Below are 24,828 nucleotides of genomic sequence, written 5' to 3'. Positions count from 1 at the left end.
ACGGCGAACGTCTGCGCAAGGATGCGTGCATCCAGTGCCAGGCTGCGGTGATCGACGTAGACGACGTCCCAGTACAGGCGCTCCTCCCACGTGATCGCATTCCTGCCCCTGACCTGCGGCAGGCCGGGCACCAGTTCGGCAGCAACATTGGCCAGGCCGCAGACTCTCACTTCGGCGCGGCGGATGCCTCGGTCACCCCATTGCCACCTGCATCCGCGCCGCCCGGCCCGGTGCCCAACCCGCGCCTGCCAGCGCCGAGCGAACCCGCAACCCGGCCACCGTCGATGCGAAAGGACGCCTGACCATGCACACGGATACCGCCCGCGACTACAAACTCGCTCCAGTGCAGTTCTCGAGACTGACGAAGCGAGGCATCCTGCTCGGCCTCTCCGCGCCGCAACTCATCGCCCTCGCGCTCGCCCTATTCACGCTCGTGTCCGCGCTTTACACGGCCGGGCCATCCGGCGTCGCTTGGACGTCACCACTCTGGGGCGCCGCCGCCCTGACCGCCGTCATTCCCGTCGGCGGGCGCAAGCTCGTCGAATGGGTGCCCGTCACGACCAAATGGATGCTGCGTGCCGCTCGCGGGCAGCTCACCTACAGGCGCCGCATCATCCGACCCAGGCCCGTCGGCACCCTTGCCCTACCCGGGGACGCCGCATCCCTGCGTGAATGGCACGACTCCGAATCCGGCGCCGTCATGATCCACGACCCCCATCAGCAGACCCTCACCGCGATCATCGCGATTTCCCACCCCGCATTCGCCCTCGTCGACCCTGGCGAACAACACCGCCGCGTCCAAGGATGGGGACGTGTCCTCGCCGGCGCCTGCCGCTCCGGACGAATCGCCCGCATCCAAGTCAACGAACGCACACTCCCGGACTCCGGCACCGGCCTCGCCGAATGGTGGGAACGCCACGGCTTCGATGACGACTCCTGGGCCGCGAACACCTACCGCGACCTCATCGAACGCGCCGGCCCCGCCGGCGAACGCCACGCAACGACGATTAGCCTCGCCCTCGACCTGAACGCCGCTACCCGGCAGGTGCGGGCGAACGGTGGCGGGATGCGCGGCGCCGCCGCCGTCCTCCGTCAAGAAATGACCGCACTCTCGAGCGCACTCCGCGCCGCCGACCTCATCGTCGGCGGATGGCTCACCGCCCCTGAACTCGCGAGCGCCCTGCGGACCGCCTATGACCCAGCAGTCGGCGTGGACTTCGAGCGCCACCCGAACGTCGGCCGGGACCTCGCCACCGCCGGCCCCGTCGCCGTCACCGAGACCTGGGACCGTCTCCGCACCGACACCGCATTCCACACCGTCCTCTGGATCAGCGAGTGGCCGCGAACGCAGGTCTACCCCGGCTTCCTCGCACCGCTCGTCTTCACGAACGGGATCCTGCGCACGGTCGCCCTCCACTACCTCCCCGTCCGCGCCGACCAAGCTGCCCGAGACCTCCGCAAGAAGAAGACCGAGCTCATCTCCGACGCCCACCAGCGGCGCCGCATCGGTCAGATCGAGGATGCCTCTGCCACCGCGGAGTACGGAGACGTGCTCCAGCAGGAAGCCGACCTCACCGCCGGCCACGGCGTGCTCCGGGTCGCCGGGCTCATCTCGGTAACGGCACCGACCGCCGACGAACTCGACACCGTCGTTGCGGCGATCGAGCAAACGGCGATCCAGGCTTCCTGCGAGGTGCGTCGTCTCGTCGGCCAACAGGCACAGGCGTTCAGCGCGGCGGCGCTCCCGCTCTGCAGGAGCGTCTAGTTCAGGCGGGTATGAACGTTTCCCCAAGCGTCAAGCAAGCGGGTTAGAGAGCCGCGCGGCAATTGCCAGCGGTCTTCGGAAACTTGGAAGCCCTCCTGCCAGTCGTTCGGGAAGTTCAGCCTGAACAATTGCGCCGCGATGCAGAGCCTATTGAGCCGCGCTCCAGAGATCACCCATCGGGGTGACTCGATCACTCGCTTCATCGAGGCCTCATCATTCGCGGCCAACGCCGCCGCCATCGCCCGGAGGTCGTCGACATGGTTATCAATCCGATCCGACGAGACCCCAGCGATCGCTTCTCGGAAGTCTCCGATGATCTGCGCGGAATGTGACATCGATTGTCTCCTTAGAAGTTGGCACTCACTGTAGCGGTTTCGGCGTCCGAGCCAATTCGATGTCGATCCCCATGGACTGGGCCACCCGTTACCACAAACACGCCACAACCTACGGCGGCGCCGTCGGCCTCAACACTGCGATCACCTGGCCACGCCGGGCGATTCAGACTCAGATTTGGGAATCGCGTCCCCAGAAATGAGGCTTCGCGCGGCAATCGAGCTGTCGCGTCTGATGGTCAGCCATCGCACTCCATGCACACTCCACACACCTTTGCTTCGAAGCAACCCTGATTGGAGCCGAGCATGTACGTCTTCGAACGCGATAAGCCTTCGATGCGGTGGATCAGCGTCGTCTTCCTGCAGGGCGAGGAGGCCGATGAACTCCTTGGCGTGATCGAGCGTGAAGGCCCGATCTCGGCGATCTATCGTCTGCAGGAGAAAGACCACGGCGATGCAACCATCGAGGCCGCGCTCGCCAATGGGTACGTGTACGACGCCGTGCCCGCTGGCAGCACCGATCACACGATCGAGCCCTTCGGGTCGCCGTACGCGCTGACCTACAGCGACACGTTCGGCTACGTGTCACTATTGCGCCGCTACGAGGGCAGGCCCGAGCCGGAACTCGTCCCCACAGCGCCCAGCTCACTCACGCCGTTCGAACGGTCATCGCGAGCCGTCGCGGACTCCTGGCAGGCGAACCCGACGTCGGCTGCTCCTTCCTCGCACCTGAATCGTGCCGTAGCACTGTGAGCATTCACGAGCGCCTGCACACTGCGCCACTGGTAAGTCCACGCGACGAGCCTCATCGAGATCGGCGTGCCCGAAAGCGCTCCGCTTCAAAGATGGAGCAAGACGCGCGCAGAGCTGTCGCAGCTGAGCGGCGCACGCGGTTCGAAGCCGAGCGCGCGGAATCGCGCCAGGCCGCCTACTTGCCTGCCGCTGGCGAGCCCGGCCCTGCCGCGCTCCGCAACCCGGGCCGCCTCCGTCTGCCGAAGCACCAAGACACATCGGCAACACTCGCGGGGCACTACCCGTTCCTCGCCGAGGCCGGCCTCGGCTCGGCCGGGGTGTTCGTAGGGCAGGACCTATATTCGGGCGGATCCTTCGTCTACGACCCCTGGGTGCTTTACCAGCAGGGCATGATCACAGCCCCGAACCTCGTGCTGGCCGGCATCGTAGGCTCCGGCAAGTCCTCGCTCGCGAAGTCGCTGTACACGCGATCCCTGCCGTTCGGGCGGCGCGTGTACGTGCCCGGTGACCCAAAGGGCGAGCACACCGCTGTCGCCGAAGCCGTTGGCGGCAAAGCGATCATCCTCGGACACGGCCTACGAAACCGGCTGAACCCGCTTGACGAAGGACACCGGCAGGCCGCAGCATCCGATACGGAATGGGCCGCACAGCTCGCCGCGCGCCGCCGCGAACTCATCGGCGCCTTGGCCGAGACCGTCCTGGACCGCCCGCTCTCACCGCTCGAGCACACCGCGATCGACCTGGCGCTCGGCGATGCGGTGCGCAGCGCCGAGGTCCCGATTCTGCCGATGGTCGTCGACCGCATTCTCGATCCCAGCGTTACGGATGACCGTGAGCGGCGCCTGGCCGAAGACGGCCGCCTCGTCGGGCATGCCCTTCGGCGCCTCGTCGCCGGAGATCTTGCAGGCCTGTTCGATGGCCCCTCAACGGTGCGGTTCGATTCGTCGCTACCGATGGTCTCCCTCGATCTGTCGCGTGTTGCCGAGAACTCGACCCTGATCTCGGTGTTGATGACCTGCTCGTCGGCGTGGATGGAGTCCGCCCTCTCCGACCCCGCCGGCGGGCAGCGCTGGGTGATCTACGACGAGGCGTGGCGGCTGATGGCATACCCGGCGCTCCTGCGTCGCATGGACGCTCAGTGGCGTCTTGCGCGCCACTTCGGAATCGCGAACATGCTGATCTTCCACAAGCTCTCCGATCTCGACAACGTCGGCGACTCCGGCTCCGCGATGCGCGCCCTCGCATCATCCCTGCTCGCAAACGCTGAAACTCGCATCGTCTACCGGCAGGAACCGGACCAACTCGGCGCCACAGCGATCGCCCTCGGCCTCTCCGGCACCGAGCAGAAACTCCTGCCGACGCTTGGCACCGGGCAAGGGCTCTGGCGGGTCAAGGACCGCAGCTTCGTCGTGCAGCACCAGCTGCACCCCGATGAGCTCGCCGCATTCGACACGACGGCTCGGATGTTGGCGGGCCAATGATGCGGATGCTGGGCGCCGACGGCCGCGCGGGCGCACCTATCGGACATACCGAGGAGGCGCCGTGACCGCAGACGACGAGCGGGAAGCGAGGATGACGCTCGCCACCGTGTCCGAACCGGCCGACATCATCACTGGCACCCTTATTGCCCACATCGGCGCGGCCGAGACGCTCACGCTCCTCGAGTCGAGAAGCGCTCTTCCGCCTGGCATCGACCCTGCCGAGGGCGAGCTTTGGCGCCGGCGACTCGCCGCACGCCTGAGCCCCGCCGAGAGCGATGGCATCCACGCGCGCATGGACCAGCATGATCTGCAGGTCATCGCGCCCGGAGACGCGGCCTGGCCGGCCGAGCTGAGCCAACTCGGCCCGAGCGCTCCGCTCGCCCTCTGGCTCAAAGGCGGCTCGGCCCCGCTGGTGGTTTCGTTGGCAGAACGAGTCGCGATGGTCGGTTCGCGCGCGGCGACCTCGTACGGCGATCGGATCACCGCGGACCTCGCCACCGACCTAACCCGCCGTGGGAAGGTGATTGTGACCGGAGGCGCCTACGGCGTCGACGCAGCTGCTATCCGCGCCGCGACGGCCAGCGCGCCCGGACACACGATCGCGGTCCTCGCTGGCGGACTCGACCGCCCCTACCCCAGCGGACATGACCACCTCTTCACCCGGGTCACCGAATCCGGGGGTCTCCTCGTCAGCGAGGTCCCACCTGGCGTTGCGCCATCCAAATGGCGGTTCCTGCAGCGCGGCCGAATCGTGGCAGTCCTGGGCAGTGCAACCATCGTCGTCGAAGCCGGGCAACGGTCGTCCGCCCTGAATGTCGCCTCTTTCGCTCACGCGCTCGGCCGTCCCGTCGCCGCCGTACCCGGACCACTCACCTCACCCACGAGCGCAGGCACGCACCGGCTGATTCAGGACGGCGTCGCTACCCTTGTCGTCGACGCCGATGACATCCTCGCCCTGACCGATCCTGCCGTCAGGTATGCCGCCGAGCGGCCCTTCGCCTACTCCCCTACCCGCCGTGGCCTCCGCGTCAGCGCGGGTATCTCCCGCTGAGCCGATGACTACAGAGCGCACCACCGGACGGCTGGGCGACGAGCTCACGAACCTCGGCATGGGCGTCCTGATCGGCGCCGCTGCGCTCGCGCTCGTGCTGCGCGCGGCCGGCAGCGCCGGGGCGTGGGCCACCGGCATCCCAGAGCCGACCAGCGGCCCCGAAACGGGCTTCGCCGTCATCCTCAACCCCGGCGACCCCGGTACGGCACTCGGCGCCCCCGGCCTGCATCCGGTCGCATACTGGGCCACCGCCGCTCTGCTGCTCGCGATTGCCATGACGGCCGTCATCCTGGTCTGGCGGATGCTGCATTCATCGACCCGTGACCGACTGGTCGACCCGTATCGCCTGCCGGGCATCGCCACGAAGACCGACGTCACCCGTGCGGCGTCGCGAGCCGCGCTCATCCGGCGCGGCCGCCATCTGCGTCCTTCACTGACCGACGCGAAACCAGCAGATATCGGCTACCGACTTGGCGCCTCCCGCGGAGTTGACGTGTGGGCCTCCGTCGAAGACTCGATCCTCGTCATCGGCCCACCCCGCTCCGGCAAGGGGGCGCACATCGTCATCAACGCGATCCTTGACGGCCCCGGCCCTGTAGTTACGACCTCCACCCGCCCCGACAACCTCACGGCGACGCTGCGCGCGCGACAGCAGCACGGACCCGTCGCCGTCTTCGACCCGCAGCAACTCGCCCCCGGCGTGCCCGCCGGGCTGCGGTGGTCACCGATCCGTGGCTGCGACGACCCCCTCACCGCGATGATCCGCGCCACCGGACTCGCCGCAGGCACCGGACTCGCCGCAGGCGGGGTCGATGGCGGCGGCTTCTGGGAAGCCAAGACCCGAGTCGCCCTCCAAGCTCTCCTGCACGCCGCGGCGCTCGACCGCCGAACCCCGGCAGAACTTTTCCGATGGACCCTCGACCCCACAGCCGCCGCGGACGCCGTCGCGATTCTCACCGCCAACCCCAGCGCGGCAACCGGATGGGGCGACTCACTGCAGGCGATGCTCGAAGCCGACCCACGCACCCGTGACTCGATCTGGCAAGGCGTCTCTCTCGCACTCGCCGCCCTCGCCGACCCACGCGTGCTCTACGCCGTCTCTCCCAACGACAGCGAGCAGTTCCATCCAGAGGCGTTTCTGCAGAACAACGGCACCCTCTACCTGCTGGCCACCGGCGCGGGCGCGAACAACTCCGCCTCCCTCGTTGCCGCGTTCCTTGAAGACCTCATCGAGACCGCACGCAGGATCGCCGCACGCAACCCTGGCGCCCGCCTCGATCCGCCGCTACTGCTCGCCCTCGATGAGATCGGCAACCTCGCCCCGCTCCCGTCACTGCCGAACCTCATGGCCGAAGGCGGCGGCACCGGCATCACGACCATGCCCGTGCTGCAATCGCTCGCCCAGGCTCGCACCAAATGGTCCGATAGCGCGGCCAGCACGATCTGGGATGCCTCGATCGTGAAGATCGTGCTCGGCGGAGCATCCAACTCGAAAGACCTTCAAGACCTGTCCACCCTCATCGGCGACCGCGACGACACCACCGACTCCACCACGGTGGGCGACCGCGGATCCCGCTCCGCTCAGCGCTCGGTACGGCGCATCGCGACGATGCCGCCCGACGCGATCCGAACCCTCCCCTTCGGCACCGGCCTCATCCTGCTCCGCTCAGCCCCACCGATAATCGCCCGCCTTCGCATGTGGACGGCCCGCGCCGACGCGAAGGGGCTCCGGACCGCCCGCGCCGACATCGAGGCACTGCTGCGCGCGCCGTCACCGGCACCGGCATCCGATCCGATCGCCGACGAAGCTGCCGAGACCGTCGAATGAGGATGAAGGTGGGAACGTCGATCACAACGGGTGTGAAGTTTGACACTTCGCTGCGGCGTTCTGTCATCGCTCGATGTCGTAGATGGGGCCGAGTCGGCTCAGTTCCTCTCTGGGCCGAAGCTGACTTGGTCATGGCGGCACTCAGATCCTCGACTGGGTCGGGCTGTTGTTCGGATAGCGATCGACATACGAGCCGGAGGCCTTGCCGAGTTCCGCGCTCGCTAGGAAGAACTCCGCTTCCTTCTTCGTCCTGAACCCTCGTTTTGTCGTTTGCGAGTGGTCGGGCTTTCTGTATCGCACGCGGTATCGCTTGCCCTCTGCAGTCGCGAACGGCTCGACTGGGGCCACGTTCCGCCTCCTCCAGATGTCCGAGCTTCACCCTATCGACGGCACTCGAATGCGGCGATGCGAAGGCGGGCCTCCGCGGGCGGCTCCTGCGCATCGAACTTCTTTGCTGCCGCGCGTTGAGCGTTCGGATATTGTGCGCTCATGTCGGAAGACGCTTGGTCGCTGATCGAAGATCAACCAGATGAGGGTACGGCCGCTCGGGGGCGGCTGCCGGACAAGACCTATACCTCGCGCAAGTTTGCGAACGCTAACCCCAACTCACGAGATTCGGGTGAGCCGTCGCGCTTCGTTTACAAAGTGGTCGATGACCCGCAGAACTCCACTCTTGTCCGCGACGGTGAGGAGTGGCTCGTTACGCCGGTTGAAGGCGGACGCACGCAGATCAAGGTTCTCATTTCGCGGGAAGCCGGCAACATCGTCGAGCTGTGGGTACAGCGTGTTCCCCCTTCGGGGGCGCCGAAAACCCTCCTCCGCTTGCGGCGCGAGGACGCAGTTCGATTCGCTGACTTCTTCCGGTATGTCGAGAATCTGGATCCCGATGCTCCATCCCATGGCAGTCGCATCGATGACGCGATCCTCACGGAGATCATGGGCGATCCCGATGCGTCTGAAGCCCTGTACGAGGCGCACAGCGAGCGCATTCGTGCACTTATCGAGTCGGACGTGGATGCCCGGGATGTCATCGCGGTGAGCGCCAGACGTGCTGCTGTACACAGATTCCGCACGCTCCTCTCCGACGACGGTGAGTTCGATGCAGCGGCGCAGGCGGCCGGGGGCCCGGAGGCTGTTTGGCAACGATTCTTCGAGGAGAATCCTTGGATTCTCGGTATTGGCCTCAGCGATCAGCTCTTTACCAAGTTCTCTGACGAGAAGCTCGAGAGAGTCGTCGTTGGGAGTTCCGTCTCCGGTGTGGGGAAGCGAGCTGACGCCCTTCTCAAGACCGCGGGCGTCGTTCGCTCGATGGTGTTCGCTGAGATCAAGCATCACCGGACACGTTTGCTCGGAGAAGAGTATCGACCGGGTACCTTCGCTCCATCGAAAGAGCTGGCTGGTGGAATAGCGCAAGTTCATGGAACGGTGCAGCGGGCGGTGAACGCAATCGGGCAACGTATTCAGACGACCGATGATATTACTGGTGCCGATGTGCCCGGTGACTACACCTATCTGTTTCGGCCACGCAGCTTTCTCATCATTGGGAACCTTGCCGAGTTCACGGATCGACTCGGGGGTCATGTGCAGAGCAAAATCATGTCGTTCGAGCTCTTGCGACGGCACCTTTCCGAGCCAGAGATCCTCACATTCGATGAGGTGCTCGCCCGGGCCGAGTGGCTTGTCGAACTGGCCAGCTGAGGCATCCTTTTGCCGGGCAAGATCGCACATCGGGCGCTCGTCGTCGGATCGGAATGCCGGCCGCGTCACTTTGTGTACGTCGACGACTCCACCCGGCCAGAAGCTGGGTCAAGGAGGACTCGAAACCCATTCCAGGAATTGGCAGCAATAGTGTCGCCAGCCCAAGCAACGGAAACCCACCGGTCGTGCGCCGACGGCGGCACGACTCGCCATGCAACGCCCTCGTCGCCTGGCATCAGCACCGCAGCGCCATAGCCGTCCGCATCAAGTTCCAGGTACGGATCGGTCATCGCACTGCTGGTCTCCTGATCGAGGCGCCGGACGGTCTTTATCATCCTGATGCGCGTATAGCCCGCCCGGTGAACCTGCCCGCGAGGTCGCCCTATTTGCGACATTCTGGGCGACTCGCAACCTACGGATACGAGGTGTCTCGACGGGCAGCCAGCGGCGCAGGTTGCCCGCGATCTGGGTATTTCCCGCGCGACGTTCTATAGACGGTCGCGAGCTCTCACCGGCTGGGCACTCGCACAACCTCGCTCGTAAGGGACAACAAGCGATCACAGAACGCCGCCAAAGTACGCCAACCTCCACACAGACGGGAGCTCACTGCGCACCTGATGGTGAGCGCGGATCCACGATCCGCCCGGCACAGGAAGGCACAGTCCCATGGCTCTGCACACCCAGCAATCGGTCTCCGGATTCATCGCGACCGAACCCCAGCAGTCAGTCACCGAGCGCGGCGAGACCCGCTTCTACGCCCGCATCGGTCAGCCCCAATTCCGCCGCGAAGACGACGGCACGTTCACCGAACTCGCACCCACCTTCCACGACCTCGTCGCTTACCGCGCCACCGCCGACCGTGCCATGGCCCGCTTCGCGAAAGGCGACCGCTTTGTCGCCGAAGGCTACGTCCGCACCTTCCAGGTTGAACGCGGCGGCGAGATCATCGACAGCGAAGAGTTCGTCGCGAAGAAGCTCGGACACGATCTCGCCCGCACCGAGTACGAGGTCGACCGCACCCGCCGACACGTCGCAGTGCGCCAGACGGATGTCACTCCCAACGGCCATGATGCGATCGGAACCGACCGCGAGGAAGCCCGCGTACGAAACGACGATGCGCCCGCACCTGCCGGATCTGCCGTCCTTGGCGTGTGAATCGACGTGCGCGACACGTCCTCACGAGACTCTGGTGCCGCCGATCAGGAACCCGTGCTCGGCGGCGCGTTCAACGGAGCTGTGTTCGATGACGACGCGTTCGATGAGCTCGGAGCGCCGCTCGTCGCCGAGCCCCCGCATCCGGTCAACTGGAACCTGCTCACCGCCGACGAAGCCGAAACCGAGTGGGTCGAGCTCAACCGCTGGGTCAACTGGCTCCGCCGAACCTACGGCCTGCCGGCCTCGATCATCCCGCCGTTCTGGCACCGCCACCCCGAACTCGTCTGGGAACTCTCCGCGCTCCACCTGCACTGGCTCAGTGCCTACGACCCCGACCAGCACGGCTCCGCTCCCTTCGGCTGGCACCGCGACTTCGCCGACGCCCGCAACCGCCTCCACGACTGGGTCACTACCTCCGGCACTCGGCTCGACCGCGACCGTCCCACCCGCCAAACCGCCTGGCCCGGCGAACCGCCCGCTGACCCCGTCGAAGAGGTCGTCATCGTGGACCGCGATGCCGACTTCGTCGCATTCGTCGTCGCCGACCTCGAATGGCGACGCGAGGCGCGTGGCACATGAGTGCAGGTTCCGCCACGACTTGGCACTTGTGGCCCTCAATCGGCGGTAAATGTCGTCGTGCGAGGTCAGGCGACTCGTCGGGCAGCAGGCGCAGGCATTCACCATGGCGGCACTACCGCCCTGTCGGAGCTTGTGATCAGCGAGCGCCTCCCCACCCGTCATTTGACGTTGGGCCTACATTGCAAGTTGAGCAACCTCGGCTTATCGTCGAACATATCTTCGAAACTCTCTGAGGAGACCGCATGCTCACAACACACGGCGAGACCGTCACCGTTTGGCTGAATGGCACCGACCTTCCAATACGGCTCGTCCATCGCGGCGTGCGCTACCGAATCATCGACCAGCCCACCTCACTCCCCCAATATCCCGAATGGCCAAGCGGTATCTCTCACCCACCAGCGGACGTGCTCCTAGCACCTGGGTGGCGGGTCACCGGACGCGCGGACGATGGCACGCTTCTCGTCTTCGACTTGCGCCACGGCCCGAACGGCTGGACCGTCGAAGCGACCTACGCCTGACGTGGGCAGCAACCGCAGATACCCCGACGCCGCTGACGAACGCGCCGACGAGATCCGACTCGAGCAGGCAAAGCGTGGGAATCCAGTCAGCTTGACGACAGCAGAAGTCCGGCGCACTGGCCCCCGCGCCGAGGCGCCCAACTCGGTTCCGGTTATCGCATCCGTCAGGTATCGAGTCGTGTACGAAGAACCGCGAACGGTGGAGGGCGAGGCTCTGGCCTGGACTCATGGCGCGGTGCTCGTGAAGTACCCCGACCCAACGACGAGGCAAGACCGGTTCGTCTGGGTCTACGCCAATGCCGTCAAGCGGCGGTGAAGAGGGTGTCCCACGAAAGAGATCAAGAGCCTGTTTCGAGGTCTTGGTCGAGATGAACGGTTTCAGGGTTCCGTTCAGTTCAAGAATGGCTGCGCGAATCTCGGCTTCAAGGGCCTGGACGCTGTGGTGATCAGACCTCGTCTGGGAGCTCGCGACACCGGGCTCACCCGCGAATCTTGGGGCCTCATGCTTGAGCGACCTCGGGTAGAGATGCAACGAAATGCCGCAGTCGGACATGGGGCGCTATGAAACGCGTTTGATCTGGATCGCCGGGCGATTACCTCGCGCCGATACCGCATGTCGGTATAGGACTTGGTGTCGTAGCCACCGGCTATGGTTGCATCGATGCCGAACACCCGCGCCGAAGCCGCCTACCAACGGTCGGTCACAGCATTCAAGAATCCGACACTCGATCTCCTCCACGGCCGCTACGCACCGTTCGTCATAGCCATGCTGTCGATCATGTTCACGGCAGACCGTACCGCCGTCGCTGTCGCCGATGCTCACGCCGAAGTCGGCGAGGCCGTCGAACAGCTCCGCGCCGCCGGCTACGACGAGGACGACAAGAAACTGCCGGGCGGGACCGGGCGAGAGATCTGCCGTTACTGGGTGAAGCTCGGATGGTTGGCGCCGCAGATCTACGACGACGCCGAGGTGTACAAGCTCTCCGCGCACGCGGTAGGTGCCCTCGAAGTCGCCGGCCGCGCCGGAGGAACAACCGGGCGTGTTTCGCGTTCCCGGGTGCGAACGCTTCTGGATGCCGTCGAGCGCCTCGCCCGCGACGCCGAGGCGGACCCCGGAGAACGGATCTCACTTCTGATAGCAGAGCGGGACGCGCTCGACGTCGAAATCACACGCCTCGAAAGCGGTGATGCGGACCCCATCGACGACGAGCAACTCCTCGAGGAGGCCGAGAACGTCATCCATCTGACGCGTGAGCTCCCGGCCGACTTCTCACGTGTGGCAGAGTCAATCAAGGCTATGCAGCGCGAGGTCGTCTCCGAACTGCGACGGGATGTCCGCCCGACCGGTGAGATCCTGCGCGAATATCTCCAGGCCGGCAAGCACGTCATGCAGTCGACCGCAGAAGGGCGCGCGTTCGACGGAGCGCTCCGCCTTATCGGAGACCCGGAGCACATCGACCGTCTGACCACCCAGCTGCACACGCTGCTTGCACAGCCGTTCGCGAGGCTCCTCACTCCGGCGCAACGCATCGACCTCGAAGCCGTCGGACGTCGCGTCGAACAGGGCGTTCAGGAGGTTCTGACCGCGCAGCGGCGGGCATCCCAGGTGATCACCTCGCAAGTGCGCACCCACGACCCAGTCCGTGACCGGCAAGTCGACGAGCTGCTTCGCGGCGCAATGTCCGGGCTCCACGAGTGGATGCAGACCTCGAAATTCAGCGACCGAGTCGAACCTGTGCGCAGCTTCCCCGTGGCCGAGGTCGGACACCTACGACAGACCCTCAGCGACCTCCGTCCGCCCGGTGCCCCGGAACCTCTCACCGAATCCGCCGACGTCGAGTTCATCGATGCAGACACGCGCGCATGGGGCGGACCCCGGTACCGGGAGCTCGAGGAGTACGTGGGTACCCTCGGCGACGAATTCGACCTCGCAGCAGCTTTCGCAGGCGCTGACGACGACATCCGCCGGCCGGTCGACCTCCTCGGCCTACTGGAGATCGCCCATCGAAACGGCATTACCGAGAGCGAACGCGTCTCCGTCGTCGAGACCATCCGACCCGACGGGACGAGCCGCCGGTTCGCCTTCGGCAGCGTGACAGCCCGCACCGCGAAAGAGATGCAAGATGACTGACCTCGAAGCCGAACTGGAACCGACGACGGAGAAGGACGCGTTCATCGCACCCGTCGCGATGGAGGAGGACCCCGACGAGCTGTTCGCGGGCGACCGCGGAAGTCTCGACTCCGAGGTGCGACGAGTGCTGGTGCGCCTCCTGCAGCGCCGGTTCCTCCTCGCCGACAAGAACCGCGGCGACTGGGCGGTCCTGCTCGAACACCAGAACGCCGTTGAGTCGCGACTGCACGACCTGTTCCTCCAGCTCATCGTCGACCGTGACCGCGGCGTCGCATACAAGCAGCAGATCCGGTCCGACGAGCTCGACATCCCGATCCTGCTCCGGGACGAGGCGTACAACCGCGCGGAGACCCTCGTGCTCGTCCACCTGCGCACCGTCTACCAGCGGGAATCGACCGCAGGTGAGGAATCACCGCGCGTGGACGTCGAGGACGTCGAGCAGACGGTGCTGACCTACTTCGCGGACGCTGACGGTGACACCGCCCGCCGACAGAAGATGATCCGTGCTGCACTGAACCGGCTTCGCCAGGAAGGTGTCGTCGACGAGGAGTCGGAAGGCCGCTACCGCATCACCCCGCTGGTGGAGATCGTCCTCAGCTCGGAGCGGCTGCGCGAGCTGGTGTCGTGGCTGACCGAGCAAAAGGCTCAAGCGCGCCCCATCGACCTCGAAGATGAGTCCGGCGAGGACGTCGACCCAGACCTTGCGGACGACCGCGATCTCGAAGGAGCCACGCTGTGACGATGATCGACACCCTGTTCGGGCTCATCCCGGCATCATCGCGCGGGCAGCAGTGGCTGGCCGAAGAGCTCCAGCTCATCAATTGGGGTGGCTACGACAAGGGTCCTCACCGGGTGAGGTTCTCCCCCACCTCGACCCTGCTCTGCGGCGGTTCCGGGTCCGGCAAATCCACCCTCATGGACGCGAACGTCGCCCTGATGATGCCGCACACGACCCCGTTCAACGGAGCCTCCAACGGAGCCGTCACCGGGCGTCCCCGAGGCGCGGACCAGCGCAACATCATCTCCTATGGCCGCGGGAAGACCGACGAGGCCCGCACCGAGGACGGCACGAAGCTGACTGTGCTCCGAGGCGATGGCACCGACACGTGGAGCGCGGTCGCGATGACCTGGGTCGACCACGACGGATCCCGGTTCACCGCCGTCCGCGCCTGGTACATCCCAGCCGGCGCCCGCCTGATCGACGACACCGTCAGGGTTCGGGCCACCGCGAATGGTGCGATCAGTCTCGGCGTGCTCGAGCGTGCAGCGGAGCAGCGTCTCAGCGACGCGTCGGTCCGGGCTGCAGGCTTCGAGACCTTCTCCACCGACAAGGAGTTCTCCGCCCGGCTCCACAACGTCCTCGGCATCGGTGCCGCAGGCGCGGGCGCGAAAGCGATGAGCCTGCTCGCACGAATCCAGGCCGGTCAGCAGATCACCACTGTCGACGACCTCTACAAGCGGATGGTCCTCGAGGAGCCGGAGACCCTGAGCACCGCGGACGCGGTCGTCACCCACTTCGACGGCCTGGAGAGCACCCGCAACCGGATGGTCAACGCCCGGCAGCAGGTGCAGGCGCTCGCGCCGATCCGAGGAATGAGGACCCGGATCGAGGAGGCAGCTGAACGGCTCCAGGTGATCGACGCTGTCGGGCGCTTCTCTGACCCGGCCTCCCTCGCGACGCTGTGGCGGGCGAACCGTCGCCTGGAGATGCTCCGCGCCGTCGAGGACGAACTGCGAGTCGGTTCGCGTACAGCCGACGACGTCGTCCGCGAGACGCAGACCCTCGCCGAAGCCGCCGAGCTCGAACGCGACGGCCTCGCCGATGTCCTCCGTGCCGCTGGCGGCGACCGGCTCGAAACGGCGAACCGTGAGCTGCGAGGCACTCTGATCCGCCTCACGGACGTGGAGCGCGAGCGTGCCCGCCTCGAGGAAGCCCTCACGGTCCTGCATACCGAGGTCTCGTCGGCGAAGGACTTCGCCGCACTAACTGACACGGCGGCCACGGCACTTGCGTCCGACGATGCGAAGAATTCTGCCCGGGATGCCCTCGTCGAAGCCAGCAGCACAAGCAAGGCCCTCCGCACGGAGCTGGCCTCCCTCGAAACGGAGCGGCGGAAGGCAGTCGACCGAAAGGGCAACATCACCGATCGGCTCCACGAGTCCCGCGCGCTTCTGGCTGCTGCGGCCGGGCTCGCGGTGGGGGATCTTCCGTTCGTCGGTGAGCTCGTTGAGGTACGGACCGAGTTCGAGCCGTGGCGAGAAGCCTTCAATCTCGCCCTCGGCGGGTTCGCGACGACGTTGCTGATTGACGCGGCTCACCTGCCCGCGTTCCGTTCCGCAATCGAATCCGTCCGCACCGCCGAGCGCCTCCGCTATGAGGGGGTTCACGTCGGCATGGCGATCGCCGGCGACGGAGATCTGAAGACCCTGCCCGGGCGCCTCGACCACAAGGGTGGCCCGTTCACCGGTTGGCTCCAAGATCGGCTCGCCCAGCAGTACGCGTTCGTCTGTGTCGATTCGCCGCGCGAGCTCTCCCAGCACCGGATGGCGCTCACGATCACCGGGCAGACGTCACAGGGCAACCGCGGCGCTCACGGTGGACACGGCCGCGCCAACGTGCTCGGGTACTCGAACCAGCGCTATCTGGCCGATCTCGACGTACGCATCCAGTCCGCTCGCCTCAAGGCGAAGGCGGCGAAGAACGCGGCCGATGAGGCGAACGCAGCGCTCGACGCGGTCGAGGATCGGCACAGCGCCTACAGGACCGTCCGCAGCCTCACCTGGGACCAGGTCGATGTCGGCTCCGTTGAGCAGGAGCGTGACCGCTGGGCCGGGATCATCGAGGACATCACGGCCGGCAACCCCGAGATTGCCAATCTGAAGGCGCAGATCAAGACGGCAGCCGACAAGGCCTCCGGCCTGCGGGAGGATATCGGAGGGGCCAAGCAGGAGCAGCTCAGGCTGGCTGGACTTTGGTCTGACGTCATCGACGCGGTCGATGCGGCGCAGATCGTCATCGACGACGCCGAAAACGCGGAGCGCGCCCTCTCCGACGACCAGTCGGCCTACCTTGACACGCAGTTCATGGCGCCGGAAACCTCCGCGGAGACTAAGCCCACGAAGGTGCTGGACGGGTTCGACGCCGCGCTCAACTCCGCATCTAGACGACTCGAAAGCGACCAGCAGGCAGCCATCGACCAGCTCGGCGAACAGCGGGACGCCCTCCGCCGCACCATGACCGCCTTCCTCGAGCGGTGGCCGAGCCCGAACATGCTCGCCGACCCGGAGCAGTCCTTTGCCGACTTCGACCGCATCCTGGTAGAGCTTGAGACCAGCGGCCTTCACGAGCTCCAGAACGAGTGGCGCGACAGCCTGCTGAAGCTGTCCGGCAACGACCTCACCAACCTGGACTCGGCCCTTGGACGATCCCTCCGGGAGATCCGTGAGCGAATCGAGCCGATCAACCGCATCATGCACGACCTCCCGTTCTTCGACGACGACCACCGGCTGCAGATCACGCTCAGCGAGAACCAGTCCGATGTTCGGAAGCGGTTCCGTCGTGAGCTCCGGGACGTGCGCGCAGCCATCGATGCTGCGACCACCGATGAAGAGCGCGAGCAGGTGTACGGACGGATGGCGAAGCTCATCAACCGGATCCGCCGAACGGCTCCGGACTTCGAGGAGCTCGTCGACGTACGCAACCACGTCCGGGTCAGCGCCGAGCGGATCCTCGCGGCGACGAACCAGCACGTCGCCCTGTACGACCACATCGGTGAGAAGTCCGGTGGCGAGTCGCAGGAGCTCATCGCGTTCATCGTCGGCGCAGCCCTGCGCTACCAGCTCGGCGATGCCGGCTCGGAACGGCCCCGGTACGCGCCTGTGTTCCTGGACGAGGCCCTCATCAAGGCCGACGCTCATTTCACCGCGCGCGCGATCGGGGCGTGGCGGGGACTCGGCTTCCAGCTCATCATCGGCGCCCCGAACGACAAGTACAGCGCCATCGAGCCGCACGTCGACGTGGAGTACGACATCCTGAAGGACACCAAGGGTCGGTCGTGGGCGAAGCCGAAGGTCGGACTGCCGGAGCTCTCTGCGTGACCGCCCGCCTGCTCGGCCCCGCGGAGGCCGCGGCCTCGGTCGCGAAGCACGTGGTCGGCTCGTGGGCTGAGCGGGTGTGTGCCGAAATGACCGGCGGCGACCAGCAGACGTTCACGGTCTCCGTGCGGACCGGCATCACCGGGTCGGCATCCGTCGAGCGGCTGGGGTTCGGTGTGTGGCACGACTGGCGGGTCGCGTGGGATCGCGTCGACCTCGCCAGTGTGGCCGGATCTCGCCTGGAGAGCACCGTGGTCACCGTTGCTGGCAACAGCTCTGCAGCGCCACACCGCGTTCATGTGGAGACTCTCCAGGCCGCACTCGGAACCGTAAAACTCCTCGGCGGACCAGGCGTCGGTGTCGACTCGATCGCGCACGACGGGTCTCAGCCAGGCTGCGTGATGCTGGCGCGGTCCTGACTTCGGTCACATTGAGGGCAGCGTGCCGCCTCGCCGACGGCGATGTCGATGTCGTGATCGACGCTGTCGGCTGGCTCAACGAGAACCGCGACATGAGCGAATGGACCACCCGGCAACTCCCCGTGCCGGGGATGCACACGAAATGGCTCGGCAGCCACGAGAAGCTTCTCCGATCACTCGTCGGACGTGACATCAGCCTGGAGACCCGCCCACGTCTCTCGGTTGCACATTTCACCTACACTGACCCTGGCTACCTCGCGACCGGCGCCCGCCGACACGACGCCTGGACTACGGGAGACCGCCACGCGGTCGCGTACCGCCCTAGGAACATCCTCATCGTGGAGAACCGTGACTGCCGACTGTGGTTCCCCGCTATGCCTGACACAGTCGTGGTCGAAGGTGGCGGAAAGGCAGCGGCATCCTCGCTGAGCGGGATCGAGTGGATCACGGCAGCGGAGCGCCTCGTCTACTGGGGCGACATCGACGCCGACGGGTTTGCCATCCTCGACAATCTGCGTTCAGTTCTCGAACGCCAGGGTATCCGCGTCGATTCGATCCTGATGGACGCCGCCGCTCGAGGTCGCTACGCGGACCTCGGCGTTGATCGGGACCGCCGTGGCGCCCTCCTGACCCCATCGACCGCCCGGCTATCTAACCTGACCTTCAATGAGGCTGAGGCATACGCGAGCATCGCCACCGCCGGGTCAGTGCCATTTCGGCGAATCGAACAGGAGAAGATCAACCTTGCTGATGCGAAGGCAGCACTGATCGAGGTCCTCAACAGGTAGTCATGCATCAGCGCTCAGTGAGCCCTACGCCCGCGCTCGATGTGGACCACTTCACTGGACTCGGCTCGAGGGCGCTGGAGGCTGCCGAGCACCACCGAGGTATCAGGAGCCCGAACGGCGCGCTTCGCGTAGTACTGCTCGGTGACGCGGGAACGTTTATGGCCGGCGAACTGGGCGGCGCCTTCGATGCCCAGCGCGTCAGCCACTGCGGTCACAGCCGATTTGCGCAGCGCGTGCGGCACCAGCTCCTCGTCGAGACCCGCCCATTCCCGGACTCGCCGCAACGATCGATGTACATCCTGTGTGCCGCTGGGCGCGCCGGTGCGTGTGTGGAAGACGAACTCGTTTCCGCCGGATGCAAGCTGGCGACGGCGGAGCATCGGGAGGAGCTCGACGGGCACGGAGATGCACCGCCAGCCTGCCTCTGACTTGAGGTAGTCCTCGTAGTGTTTGGGCTGACCTTTGGAGTCCACGATCTTGCCGGCGATGGTGATGGTCGGCCGCTCTGACGTGATGTCGACGAACTGCCACTTGAGTCCAACTGCCTCGCTGACGCGTGCCCCCGTGGCTAGGATCAGATCGACGACGTCGCCGAGGAGGTCGGACGGCCGCGGCCCCATCCGGTCGTCGCGGTTCAGGTAGTCGCGAATGATCGCGCGGAACTGATCCAACTCCATGGCGTCGGGCGCGTAGATCGGCTTCGGCCGCCGCCTGACACTCTTCACCTCTCGAGCTGGATTGGCGACCATGAGATCGTTCATGACGGCGTAGGAACAGATCTGACTGATCAGTGCCTTGCACGTGTCCGCCTGTCGAGGCGTCTCCCGGTGGATGGTTTTGTAGACCCGCAGGATCGTGCTCGCCTTGATCTCCCGAAGCGCCAACGCACCCATCAGCGGAGCGATCTTCTTCTCGATCAGTCGCCGGTTCTCGTGTCGTGTCGTATCCCGTTGATCGCCGGTGAACGCAACGTGTTCCATGTACTCATGAGCAAGCTCGACGAAGAGCGAGTCCGGAGTCAGACCGCCACTCGTCGTGTGGGCGGCTTCGTACTCGACCCCAACGGCTTCGACCAGAGTCCTCCGCGCTTGCGCCCTGGAGGCCGCCCGGATACGCAGCTTGCCGTAGCTCCCGTCGATGCGACGGAACTTGACGGTGCCGCGAACGCGACCGTCGGGCAGGTCGTGGTACGAGATCTCCCCGTGTGAACCGGGTTCCATTTTGCTGCGTGGCATCGCAATCACCCTCTGTCTTCGCAGAGGAGGAAGCCATCACCGTGGTCACCGTCGGTCCGTTCTGGCCCTCAGCCAAGCCAGCACGTTTTCGCGGCTGTATCGCAGATGTTTGCCGAGCTTGGTGGCCTTCGGGCCGGTTCCTTCGAGACGCCAGTGATAGATCGTCTCTTTGGACAGCTGCAGGTACTGCGCCAACTCATCGACGCTGAGATAGTCCCCCAGCTCGTCGACGAACCGGGATGCCGGAACGGTGGATTGGGTTGATGTGCTCATACTCCTCAGGAGTGCGCATCAAGCCAAAATGCTTGCCGTCTCGGGGCTTCGCATGTGGCTAGCTGTGGAGGCTCGTCATCGAAATGAAAAAGGCCCCAAAAAGGCCACAAAGGCCATATTTCGGCTATCGTCAACGCGAAAAACCCCTGTGAATCTACCGATTCATCAGGGGTTTTGGGTGGATCTGAGGGGACTCGAACCCCTGACCCCCTGCATGCCATGCAGGTGCGCTACCAGCTGCGCCACAGACCCGTGCGCCCCGTTCGGGGCAACGAACTGAGCTTACACCAGCCTCACCCTCGGGAAGAAATCGAGGAGGCCTCAGGCGGCGGATGCCCCGACGGGTCAGTTCTCGCGGGCGAGCAGCGGCGCGACCGGGAGCGCCGGGCAGTCCAGCCAGAGCCGCTCGAGGCCGTAGTACAGGCGCTCCTCACGGTGGAAGACGTGGACGACGAGGCCGCCGAAGTCGAGCAGGATCCATCGCCCCGCGGCATGTCCCTCGCGGTGGAGGGTCTTCGCCCCGGATTCCCGCAGCACGTCCTCGACCTCGTCGGCGATCGCGACGACGTTCCGCTCGGAGGTGCCGGTGACGAGGAGGAAGACGTCGGCGAACGGCAGCGGGCCCGAGACGTCGAGGGCGACGAGGTCCTCGCCGCCCTTGGAATCCGCTGCGCGCGCCGCGAGGGCGAGCGACTCGAGTGCCTGTTCGGATGCGGTCATGCGTTCACTTCCGGATGATGGTGCGATGCCGGACTCAGAAGAGCCCCGTCAGTGCACCGATGACGAGGGTGCCGACGACGCCGAGCGCGAGCACGCCGGCGGTCACGGCGAGCACGAGCGGAACGTTCATGCCCTCCTTCTTCGGCGGAGCCATCATGGCCCGCGCCGCATTCTGGGTGCTGATGGCGCGAGTGGCCGCGACCGGGGCGCCCACCCCGGCGCCGTCCTCGACCTGGTCGAACAGCCGGTCGACGTCGGACGAGTCGATCTGGCTGGGGTGCACGCCGGTGGCGCCGAAGCTGCGCGGCAGGTCGACGGACCCGGTCACGATCGTCTCACCGCTCGCGGCGAGCGTGCCGCCCATCGGCCCGTGATCGGGAAGCGTCGGCAGGATGAGCGCGTTCGTCGTGGTCGGCACGCCGTGACTCACGCCACCGCGCGACAGCAGCTGGTCGAACGGCTCGGCCCGGTCGACCGGGGCATTGAGCTGGTCGGTCCAGTGCCCCACGGGCCTCGGCGCGATGAGGGGTTCGTCGGCGATGGCAGCCTCCGCGACCTGGTGCGGCGCGGGTGCACGCAACGGCGTCGGCTTCGGCGCGAACGGATCGAACCCGGTGTGCCCCTGCCCCGGCGCTGCCTGCGGAGCCGGCATCGAGGGCTGCTCGGCCTCGTCACCGAAGTCGAGCTCGTCGAACTCGCCCATCGAATTCGCGTCGAGCATGGCGCGGAGTTCGCGGCGGGTGAGCGTGCGCTCGGGAGTCATGGCCGTGTCGGCGCCCGACGGCGGGGTCGGAATCGACGCGAAGGGGTCCGCAGGAGCGCCGGCGACAAGCGCACCGTCCGCACCCTCATCTGGGTCGCGGGCGGGTTGGCCGTGCTGCTCGTGCTCGCCGGCGTCGCCGTGCTCGTCACCGGTACGCGCTGGCCGTCGTCGTCGCGGCGGTATCGCGCCGCGCGCCTGGAGGACGCCGACGAGCCGGTCGAGGCGGGCGCCGAAGGGCGAGCGGCATCCGACCGCGCCATCGACGACTGGGACGACCTCAGCCGCGGCGACGACCCCACCGACGACCCCATCGACGAGCCCACCGACGAGCCCACCGAGACGGCCGACGACCCGGCACGCGGCGACAGCCCCGCCGGACCGAACCGCTAGACTGGCCCCCGAAACCCCGCAACGAAGGAGCAACATGAGCACCGAGCACGCAGATCCCGGCCACGGACACTCGCCCGCGGCATGGACCTCCGTCATCATCATGCTCATCGCCGTCACCATCGGCACGGTCGCGTTCTTCCTCGACGTGCCATGGCTCGTCTGGGCGTCGGCAGCCCTCCTCGTCGTCGGTGCCATCGTGGGCTGGGTCCTGTCCCGTGCCGGCTACGGCGTCGGCGGTGCGAAGGTCGTCGAGAAGGCGCACTGACGCGTGCTCTCCGAACTGACCGCGAACGCGGTCGCCGATTCGCTTGCACGCCGTGAGACGCGCGGCTTCGCCGAGGTGGAGCGCGCAGCACTCGCACGCCCGGCCGCGCTCGACGCCCTCGAGGCACTGAAGCCCGCCGGGCGGGTCAAGATCATCGCCGAGATCAAGCGGTCGAGCCCCTCGCGCGGCCCGCTCGCGGCCATCGCCGACCCGGCAGCCCTCGCACGCAGCTACGAGCTCGGCGGTGCCAGCGCGATCAGCGTCCTCACCGAGGGCCGGAGGTTCGGCGGCTCGCTCGCCGACCTCGAAGACGTCCGCGCCGCGGTGGCGCTGCCGGTGCTCCGCAAGGACTTCATCGCCACCCCCTACCAGGTGCTCGAAGCCCGTGCGGCGGGCGCCGACCTGGTGCTGCTCATCGTGGCGGCGCTCGACGACGCGACGCTGCGCGAGCTCTTCGACCTCATCGTCGACCTCGGCATGACGCCGCTCGTCGAGACGCACTCGGCCGAGGAGCTCGACCGGGCGGCAGCGCTCGGCGCGCGCCTGATCGGCGTCAACGCCCGCGACCTCACGTCGTTCGAGCTCGACCGCGACCTCTTCGGTCGTCTCGCAGACCGCTTCCCCGCCGACGCCGTGCGCGTCGCCGAGTCGGCGGTGCTGTCGGCGGCGGATGTCGCGCACTACCGCGCGGCGGGCGCCGACGTGGTGCTCGTCGGCGAGGCGCTCGTCACGGGCGACCCCATTGCCAACCTCCGAGCCTTCCTGGCGGTGTGACATGGCGCTCAGAGCGCAGACCGGTCCGTACTTCGGCGACTTCGGCGGGCGATTCGTGCCCGAATCCCTGATCGCCGCCCTCGACGAGCTCGGCGAGGCCTACGACCTCGCCAAGCTCGATCCCGCCTTCGGCGCCGAGCTCGCCGAGCTCGGCCGCAGCTACACGGGGCGGCCGTCGATCATCACCGAGGTGCCGCGCTTCGCGGCGCACGCCGGGGGCGCCCGCGTCATCCTGAAGCGGGAAGACCTCAACCACACGGGCTCGCACAAGATCAACAACGTGCTCGGCCAGGCACTGCTCACCAAGCGCATCGGCAAGTCGCGCGTCATCGCCGAGACCGGGGCGGGGCAGCACGGCGTCGCCACGGCCACCGCGGCGGCGCTGTTCGGGCTCGAGTGCACGATCTACATGGGCGAGGTCGACACCGAGCGCCAGGCGCTGAACGTCGCCCGGATGCGCCTGCTCGGCGCCGAGGTCGTGGCCGTCACCGCCGGCTCCCGCACCCTGAAGGATGCGATCAACGAGGCGATGCGCGACTGGGTCACGAACGTGGCGAGCACCAACTACATCTTCGGCACGGTCGCGGGCCCGCACCCGTTCCCCGAGATGGTCCGCGACTTCCAGAAGATCATCGGCGAGGAGGCGCGGCAGCAGGTCATCGACCTCACCGGCGCGCTGCCCACCGCGGTCACGGCGTGCGTGGGCGGCGGCTCGAACGCCATCGGCATCTTCCACGCGTTCCTCGACGACGTCGAGGTCGGACTCTACGGGTTCGAGGCGGGCGGCGAGGGCGTCGACACGGAACGCCACGCGGCCACCATCACCAAGGGCCGACCCGGCGTCCTGCACGGCGCGCGCAGCTACCTCCTCCAGGACGACGACGGGCAGACCATCGAGTCGCACTCCATCTCCGCCGGCCTCGACTACCCGGGCGTCGGCCCCGAGCACTCCTGGCTCTCCGCGATCGGCCGGGCGCAGTACCGGCCGGTGACGGATGCCGCGGCCATGGAGGCGCTGCGCCTGCTCACCCGAACCGAGGGCATCATCCCCGCCATCGAGTCGGCGCATGCCCTCGCCGGCACGCTCGAACTCGGACGTGAGCTCGGCCCCGACGCCACCATCCTGGTGAATCTCTCGGGTCGCGGCGACAAGGACATGGACACCGCCGCGAAGTACTTCGAGCTGTACGACGAGGAGCACCCCAAGTGAGAACCGCCGGTTCCGTCATCCGCCGGCGCAACGAGGAGGCCGGCGGCGCGCTCATCGGCTACCTGCCGGTCGGCTTCCCGACGCTCGACGAGAGCGTCGAGGCGGCCGTCGCGCTCGTCGAGAACGGCGTCGACGTGCTCGAGCTCGGCCTGCCCTACTCCGACCCCGTCATGGACGGTCCCGTCATCCAGGCGGCGACCCAGCAGGCGCTCGCGGGCGGCTTCCGGCTCACGCACGGGTTCGAGGCGGTGCGCCGCATCACCGAGCGCACGGATGCCCCGGTGCTGATCATGACCTACTGGAACCCCGTCGTGCAGTACGGCGTCGACCGCTTCGCGGACGACCTCGCCGCGGCCGGGGGAGCGGGCCTGATCACTCCCGACCTCATCCCCGACGAGGCGGCCGACTGGATCGCCGCCTCCGATCGCACCGGGCTCGACCGCGTGTTCCTCGCGGCGCCCACCTCCACCGACGCGCGCATCCGGCAGGCGGTCGAGGCGAGCCGCGGCTTCGTCTACGCGGTCTCGACCATGGGCATCACGGGTGCCCGCACCGACGTCGACCAGGCCGCGCGCGCGCTCGTCTCCCGCCTCGCCGCCGCCGGA

28 protein-coding genes and 1 tRNA gene are annotated in these 24,828 nt (G+C 66.9%); 20 read left to right on the top strand and 9 right to left on the bottom strand.

Annotated elements, in window-relative coordinates; translation table 11 throughout:
- The coding region (locus GH736_RS25710; RefSeq protein WP_407922322.1) for a sugar transferase at positions 1 to 131 on the bottom strand (131 nt) is incomplete at its 3' end.
- A gap of 173 nt (positions 132 to 304) precedes the next feature.
- On the opposite strand from GH736_RS25710, the gene GH736_RS03940 reads away from it, so the two are divergent.
- On the top strand, positions 305 to 1,765 hold the full coding sequence (locus tag GH736_RS03940; protein ID WP_159600476.1) for an SCO6880 family protein: 1,461 nt from the start codon (positions 305 to 307) through the stop codon (positions 1,763 to 1,765).
- On the opposite strand, the gene GH736_RS03935 is transcribed toward GH736_RS03940, so the two are convergent.
- A complete protein-coding gene (locus GH736_RS03935) occupies positions 1,762 to 2,100 on the bottom strand; it encodes a hypothetical protein (RefSeq protein ID WP_159600475.1) in 339 nt (112 codons plus the stop codon). The genes GH736_RS03940 and GH736_RS03935 overlap by 4 nt on opposite strands.
- Before the next feature lie 303 nt (positions 2,101 to 2,403).
- Here GH736_RS03935 and GH736_RS03930 point away from each other — a divergent pair, with 303 nt between their 5' ends.
- From GH736_RS03930 to GH736_RS03915, 4 genes are all read left to right on the top strand, one after another.
- A complete protein-coding gene (locus tag GH736_RS03930; RefSeq protein ID WP_159600474.1) occupies positions 2,404 to 2,850 on the top strand; it encodes a hypothetical protein in 447 nt (148 codons plus the stop codon).
- A 92-nt stretch (positions 2,851 to 2,942) separates the two neighbouring features.
- Positions 2,943 to 4,331, top strand: a complete 1,389-nt coding sequence (locus GH736_RS03925; RefSeq protein ID WP_235933823.1) for an ATP-binding protein — start codon at positions 2,943 to 2,945, stop codon at positions 4,329 to 4,331.
- Between the two features lie 61 nt (positions 4,332 to 4,392).
- Entirely contained in the window at positions 4,393 to 5,382 is a 990-nt protein-coding gene (gene dprA, locus GH736_RS03920; protein WP_159600472.1) for a DNA-processing protein DprA, read from the top strand.
- Positions 5,383 to 5,386: 4 nt separating this feature from the next.
- Positions 5,387 to 7,210 carry a type IV secretory system conjugative DNA transfer family protein gene (locus GH736_RS03915; protein WP_159600471.1) on the top strand — a complete coding sequence of 608 codons (1,824 nt, stop codon included), beginning with the start codon at positions 5,387 to 5,389 and terminating at the stop codon, positions 7,208 to 7,210.
- Positions 7,211 to 7,351: 141 nt separating this feature from the next.
- Here GH736_RS03915 and GH736_RS03910 read toward each other — a convergent pair whose 3' ends face one another.
- Positions 7,352 to 7,558, bottom strand: coding sequence for a hypothetical protein (locus tag GH736_RS03910; protein ID WP_159600470.1), 207 nt, complete (start codon positions 7,556 to 7,558; stop codon positions 7,352 to 7,354).
- A gap of 141 nt (positions 7,559 to 7,699) precedes the next feature.
- Between GH736_RS03910 and GH736_RS03905 the strand changes: the two genes are divergently transcribed.
- Positions 7,700 to 8,908: a Shedu immune nuclease family protein gene (locus GH736_RS03905; protein ID WP_159600469.1), complete on the top strand. Its 1,209-nt coding sequence runs from the start codon at positions 7,700 to 7,702 to the stop codon at positions 8,906 to 8,908.
- Between the two features lie 65 nt (positions 8,909 to 8,973).
- Here GH736_RS03905 and GH736_RS03900 read toward each other — a convergent pair whose 3' ends face one another.
- On the bottom strand, positions 8,974 to 9,243 hold the full coding sequence (locus GH736_RS03900; protein ID WP_159600468.1) for a hypothetical protein: 270 nt from the start codon (positions 9,241 to 9,243) through the stop codon (positions 8,974 to 8,976).
- 49 nt (positions 9,244 to 9,292) lie between these two features.
- Here GH736_RS03900 and GH736_RS25705 point away from each other — a divergent pair, with 49 nt between their 5' ends.
- The 9 genes from GH736_RS25705 to GH736_RS03860 all read left to right on the top strand — a co-directional run bounded on the left by GH736_RS25705 (position 9,293) and on the right by GH736_RS03860 (position 18,593).
- The gene (locus GH736_RS25705; RefSeq protein WP_407922321.1) at positions 9,293 to 9,451 is read left to right on the top strand and encodes a helix-turn-helix domain-containing protein; all 159 of its coding nucleotides are present in this window, start codon (positions 9,293 to 9,295) and stop codon (positions 9,449 to 9,451) included.
- Positions 9,452 to 9,574: 123 nt separating this feature from the next.
- Positions 9,575 to 10,063 (top strand): single-stranded DNA-binding protein, encoded by a 489-nt coding sequence (locus tag GH736_RS03890; protein WP_159600467.1) that lies wholly within the window; start codon positions 9,575 to 9,577, stop codon positions 10,061 to 10,063.
- 81 nt (positions 10,064 to 10,144) lie between these two features.
- Positions 10,145 to 10,642 carry a hypothetical protein gene (locus tag GH736_RS03885; protein WP_203230642.1) on the top strand — a complete coding sequence of 166 codons (498 nt, stop codon included), beginning with the start codon at positions 10,145 to 10,147 and terminating at the stop codon, positions 10,640 to 10,642.
- 242 nt (positions 10,643 to 10,884) lie between these two features.
- On the top strand, positions 10,885 to 11,160 hold the full coding sequence (locus tag GH736_RS03880; protein ID WP_159600466.1) for a hypothetical protein: 276 nt from the start codon (positions 10,885 to 10,887) through the stop codon (positions 11,158 to 11,160).
- 661 nt (positions 11,161 to 11,821) lie between these two features.
- Positions 11,822 to 13,291: a DUF3375 domain-containing protein gene (locus GH736_RS03875; protein ID WP_159600465.1), complete on the top strand. Its 1,470-nt coding sequence runs from the start codon at positions 11,822 to 11,824 to the stop codon at positions 13,289 to 13,291.
- Entirely contained in the window at positions 13,284 to 14,030 is a 747-nt protein-coding gene (locus GH736_RS03870) for a DUF4194 domain-containing protein (RefSeq protein WP_159600464.1), read from the top strand. The genes GH736_RS03875 and GH736_RS03870 overlap by 8 nt, the downstream gene beginning before the upstream one ends.
- Positions 14,027 to 17,389 (top strand): ATP-binding protein, encoded by a 3,363-nt coding sequence (locus GH736_RS03865; RefSeq protein WP_159600463.1) that lies wholly within the window; start codon positions 14,027 to 14,029, stop codon positions 17,387 to 17,389. The genes GH736_RS03870 and GH736_RS03865 overlap by 4 nt, the downstream gene beginning before the upstream one ends.
- Positions 17,386 to 17,805: a hypothetical protein gene (locus tag GH736_RS24845; RefSeq protein ID WP_235933827.1), complete on the top strand. Its 420-nt coding sequence runs from the start codon at positions 17,386 to 17,388 to the stop codon at positions 17,803 to 17,805. Before GH736_RS03865 ends, GH736_RS24845 begins: the two co-directional genes overlap by 4 nt.
- Entirely contained in the window at positions 17,781 to 18,593 is an 813-nt protein-coding gene (locus GH736_RS03860) for a Wadjet anti-phage system protein JetD domain-containing protein (RefSeq protein WP_235933825.1), read from the top strand. Before GH736_RS24845 ends, GH736_RS03860 begins: the two co-directional genes overlap by 25 nt.
- 14 nt (positions 18,594 to 18,607) lie before the next feature.
- On the opposite strand, the gene GH736_RS03855 is transcribed toward GH736_RS03860, so the two are convergent.
- The 5 genes from GH736_RS03855 to GH736_RS24840 form a co-directional block, all read right to left on the bottom strand.
- A complete protein-coding gene (locus GH736_RS03855) occupies positions 18,608 to 19,828 on the bottom strand; it encodes a tyrosine-type recombinase/integrase (RefSeq protein ID WP_159600461.1) in 1,221 nt (406 codons plus the stop codon).
- 45 nt (positions 19,829 to 19,873) lie between these two features.
- Entirely contained in the window at positions 19,874 to 20,101 is a 228-nt protein-coding gene (locus GH736_RS03850) for a helix-turn-helix transcriptional regulator (protein WP_159600459.1), read from the bottom strand.
- Between the two features lie 179 nt (positions 20,102 to 20,280).
- Positions 20,281 to 20,353 (bottom strand) — tRNA-Ala (locus GH736_RS03845).
- Between the two features lie 93 nt (positions 20,354 to 20,446).
- Positions 20,447 to 20,821, bottom strand: coding sequence for a ribosome silencing factor (rsfS, locus tag GH736_RS03840; protein WP_159600457.1), 375 nt, complete (start codon positions 20,819 to 20,821; stop codon positions 20,447 to 20,449).
- A gap of 34 nt (positions 20,822 to 20,855) precedes the next feature.
- Positions 20,856 to 21,584 carry a hypothetical protein gene (locus GH736_RS24840; protein WP_235933826.1) on the bottom strand — a complete coding sequence of 243 codons (729 nt, stop codon included), beginning with the start codon at positions 21,582 to 21,584 and terminating at the stop codon, positions 20,856 to 20,858.
- Here GH736_RS24840 and GH736_RS24835 point away from each other — a divergent pair.
- The 5 genes from GH736_RS24835 to trpA form a co-directional block, all read left to right on the top strand.
- Positions 21,480 to 21,974 carry a Trp biosynthesis-associated membrane protein gene (locus GH736_RS24835; protein ID WP_235933824.1) on the top strand — a complete coding sequence of 165 codons (495 nt, stop codon included), beginning with the start codon at positions 21,480 to 21,482 and terminating at the stop codon, positions 21,972 to 21,974. The two genes, GH736_RS24840 and GH736_RS24835, sit on opposite strands and share 105 nt — an antisense overlap.
- A 34-nt stretch (positions 21,975 to 22,008) precedes the next feature.
- On the top strand, positions 22,009 to 22,239 hold the full coding sequence (locus GH736_RS03830; protein ID WP_159600453.1) for a DUF6704 family protein: 231 nt from the start codon (positions 22,009 to 22,011) through the stop codon (positions 22,237 to 22,239).
- 3 nt (positions 22,240 to 22,242) lie between these two features.
- A complete protein-coding gene (trpC, locus tag GH736_RS03825; RefSeq protein ID WP_159600451.1) occupies positions 22,243 to 23,013 on the top strand; it encodes an indole-3-glycerol phosphate synthase TrpC in 771 nt (256 codons plus the stop codon).
- A gap of 1 nt (position 23,014) precedes the next feature.
- Positions 23,015 to 24,223, top strand: coding sequence for a tryptophan synthase subunit beta (trpB, locus tag GH736_RS03820; protein WP_159600449.1), 1,209 nt, complete (start codon positions 23,015 to 23,017; stop codon positions 24,221 to 24,223).
- On the top strand, positions 24,220 to 24,828 hold a 609-nt coding region (gene trpA, locus GH736_RS03815; RefSeq protein WP_159600447.1), incomplete at its 3' end, for a tryptophan synthase subunit alpha. The genes trpB and trpA, both read left to right, overlap by 4 nt.

Origin of the sequence: Agromyces humi, assembly GCF_009720255.1 — a bacterium.
Taxonomy (GTDB): Bacteria; Actinomycetota; Actinomycetes; order Actinomycetales; family Microbacteriaceae; genus Agromyces; species Agromyces humi.
Note: the sequence above shows the minus strand (reverse complement) of the source record. Positions and strands in the feature narration are given on the sequence as shown.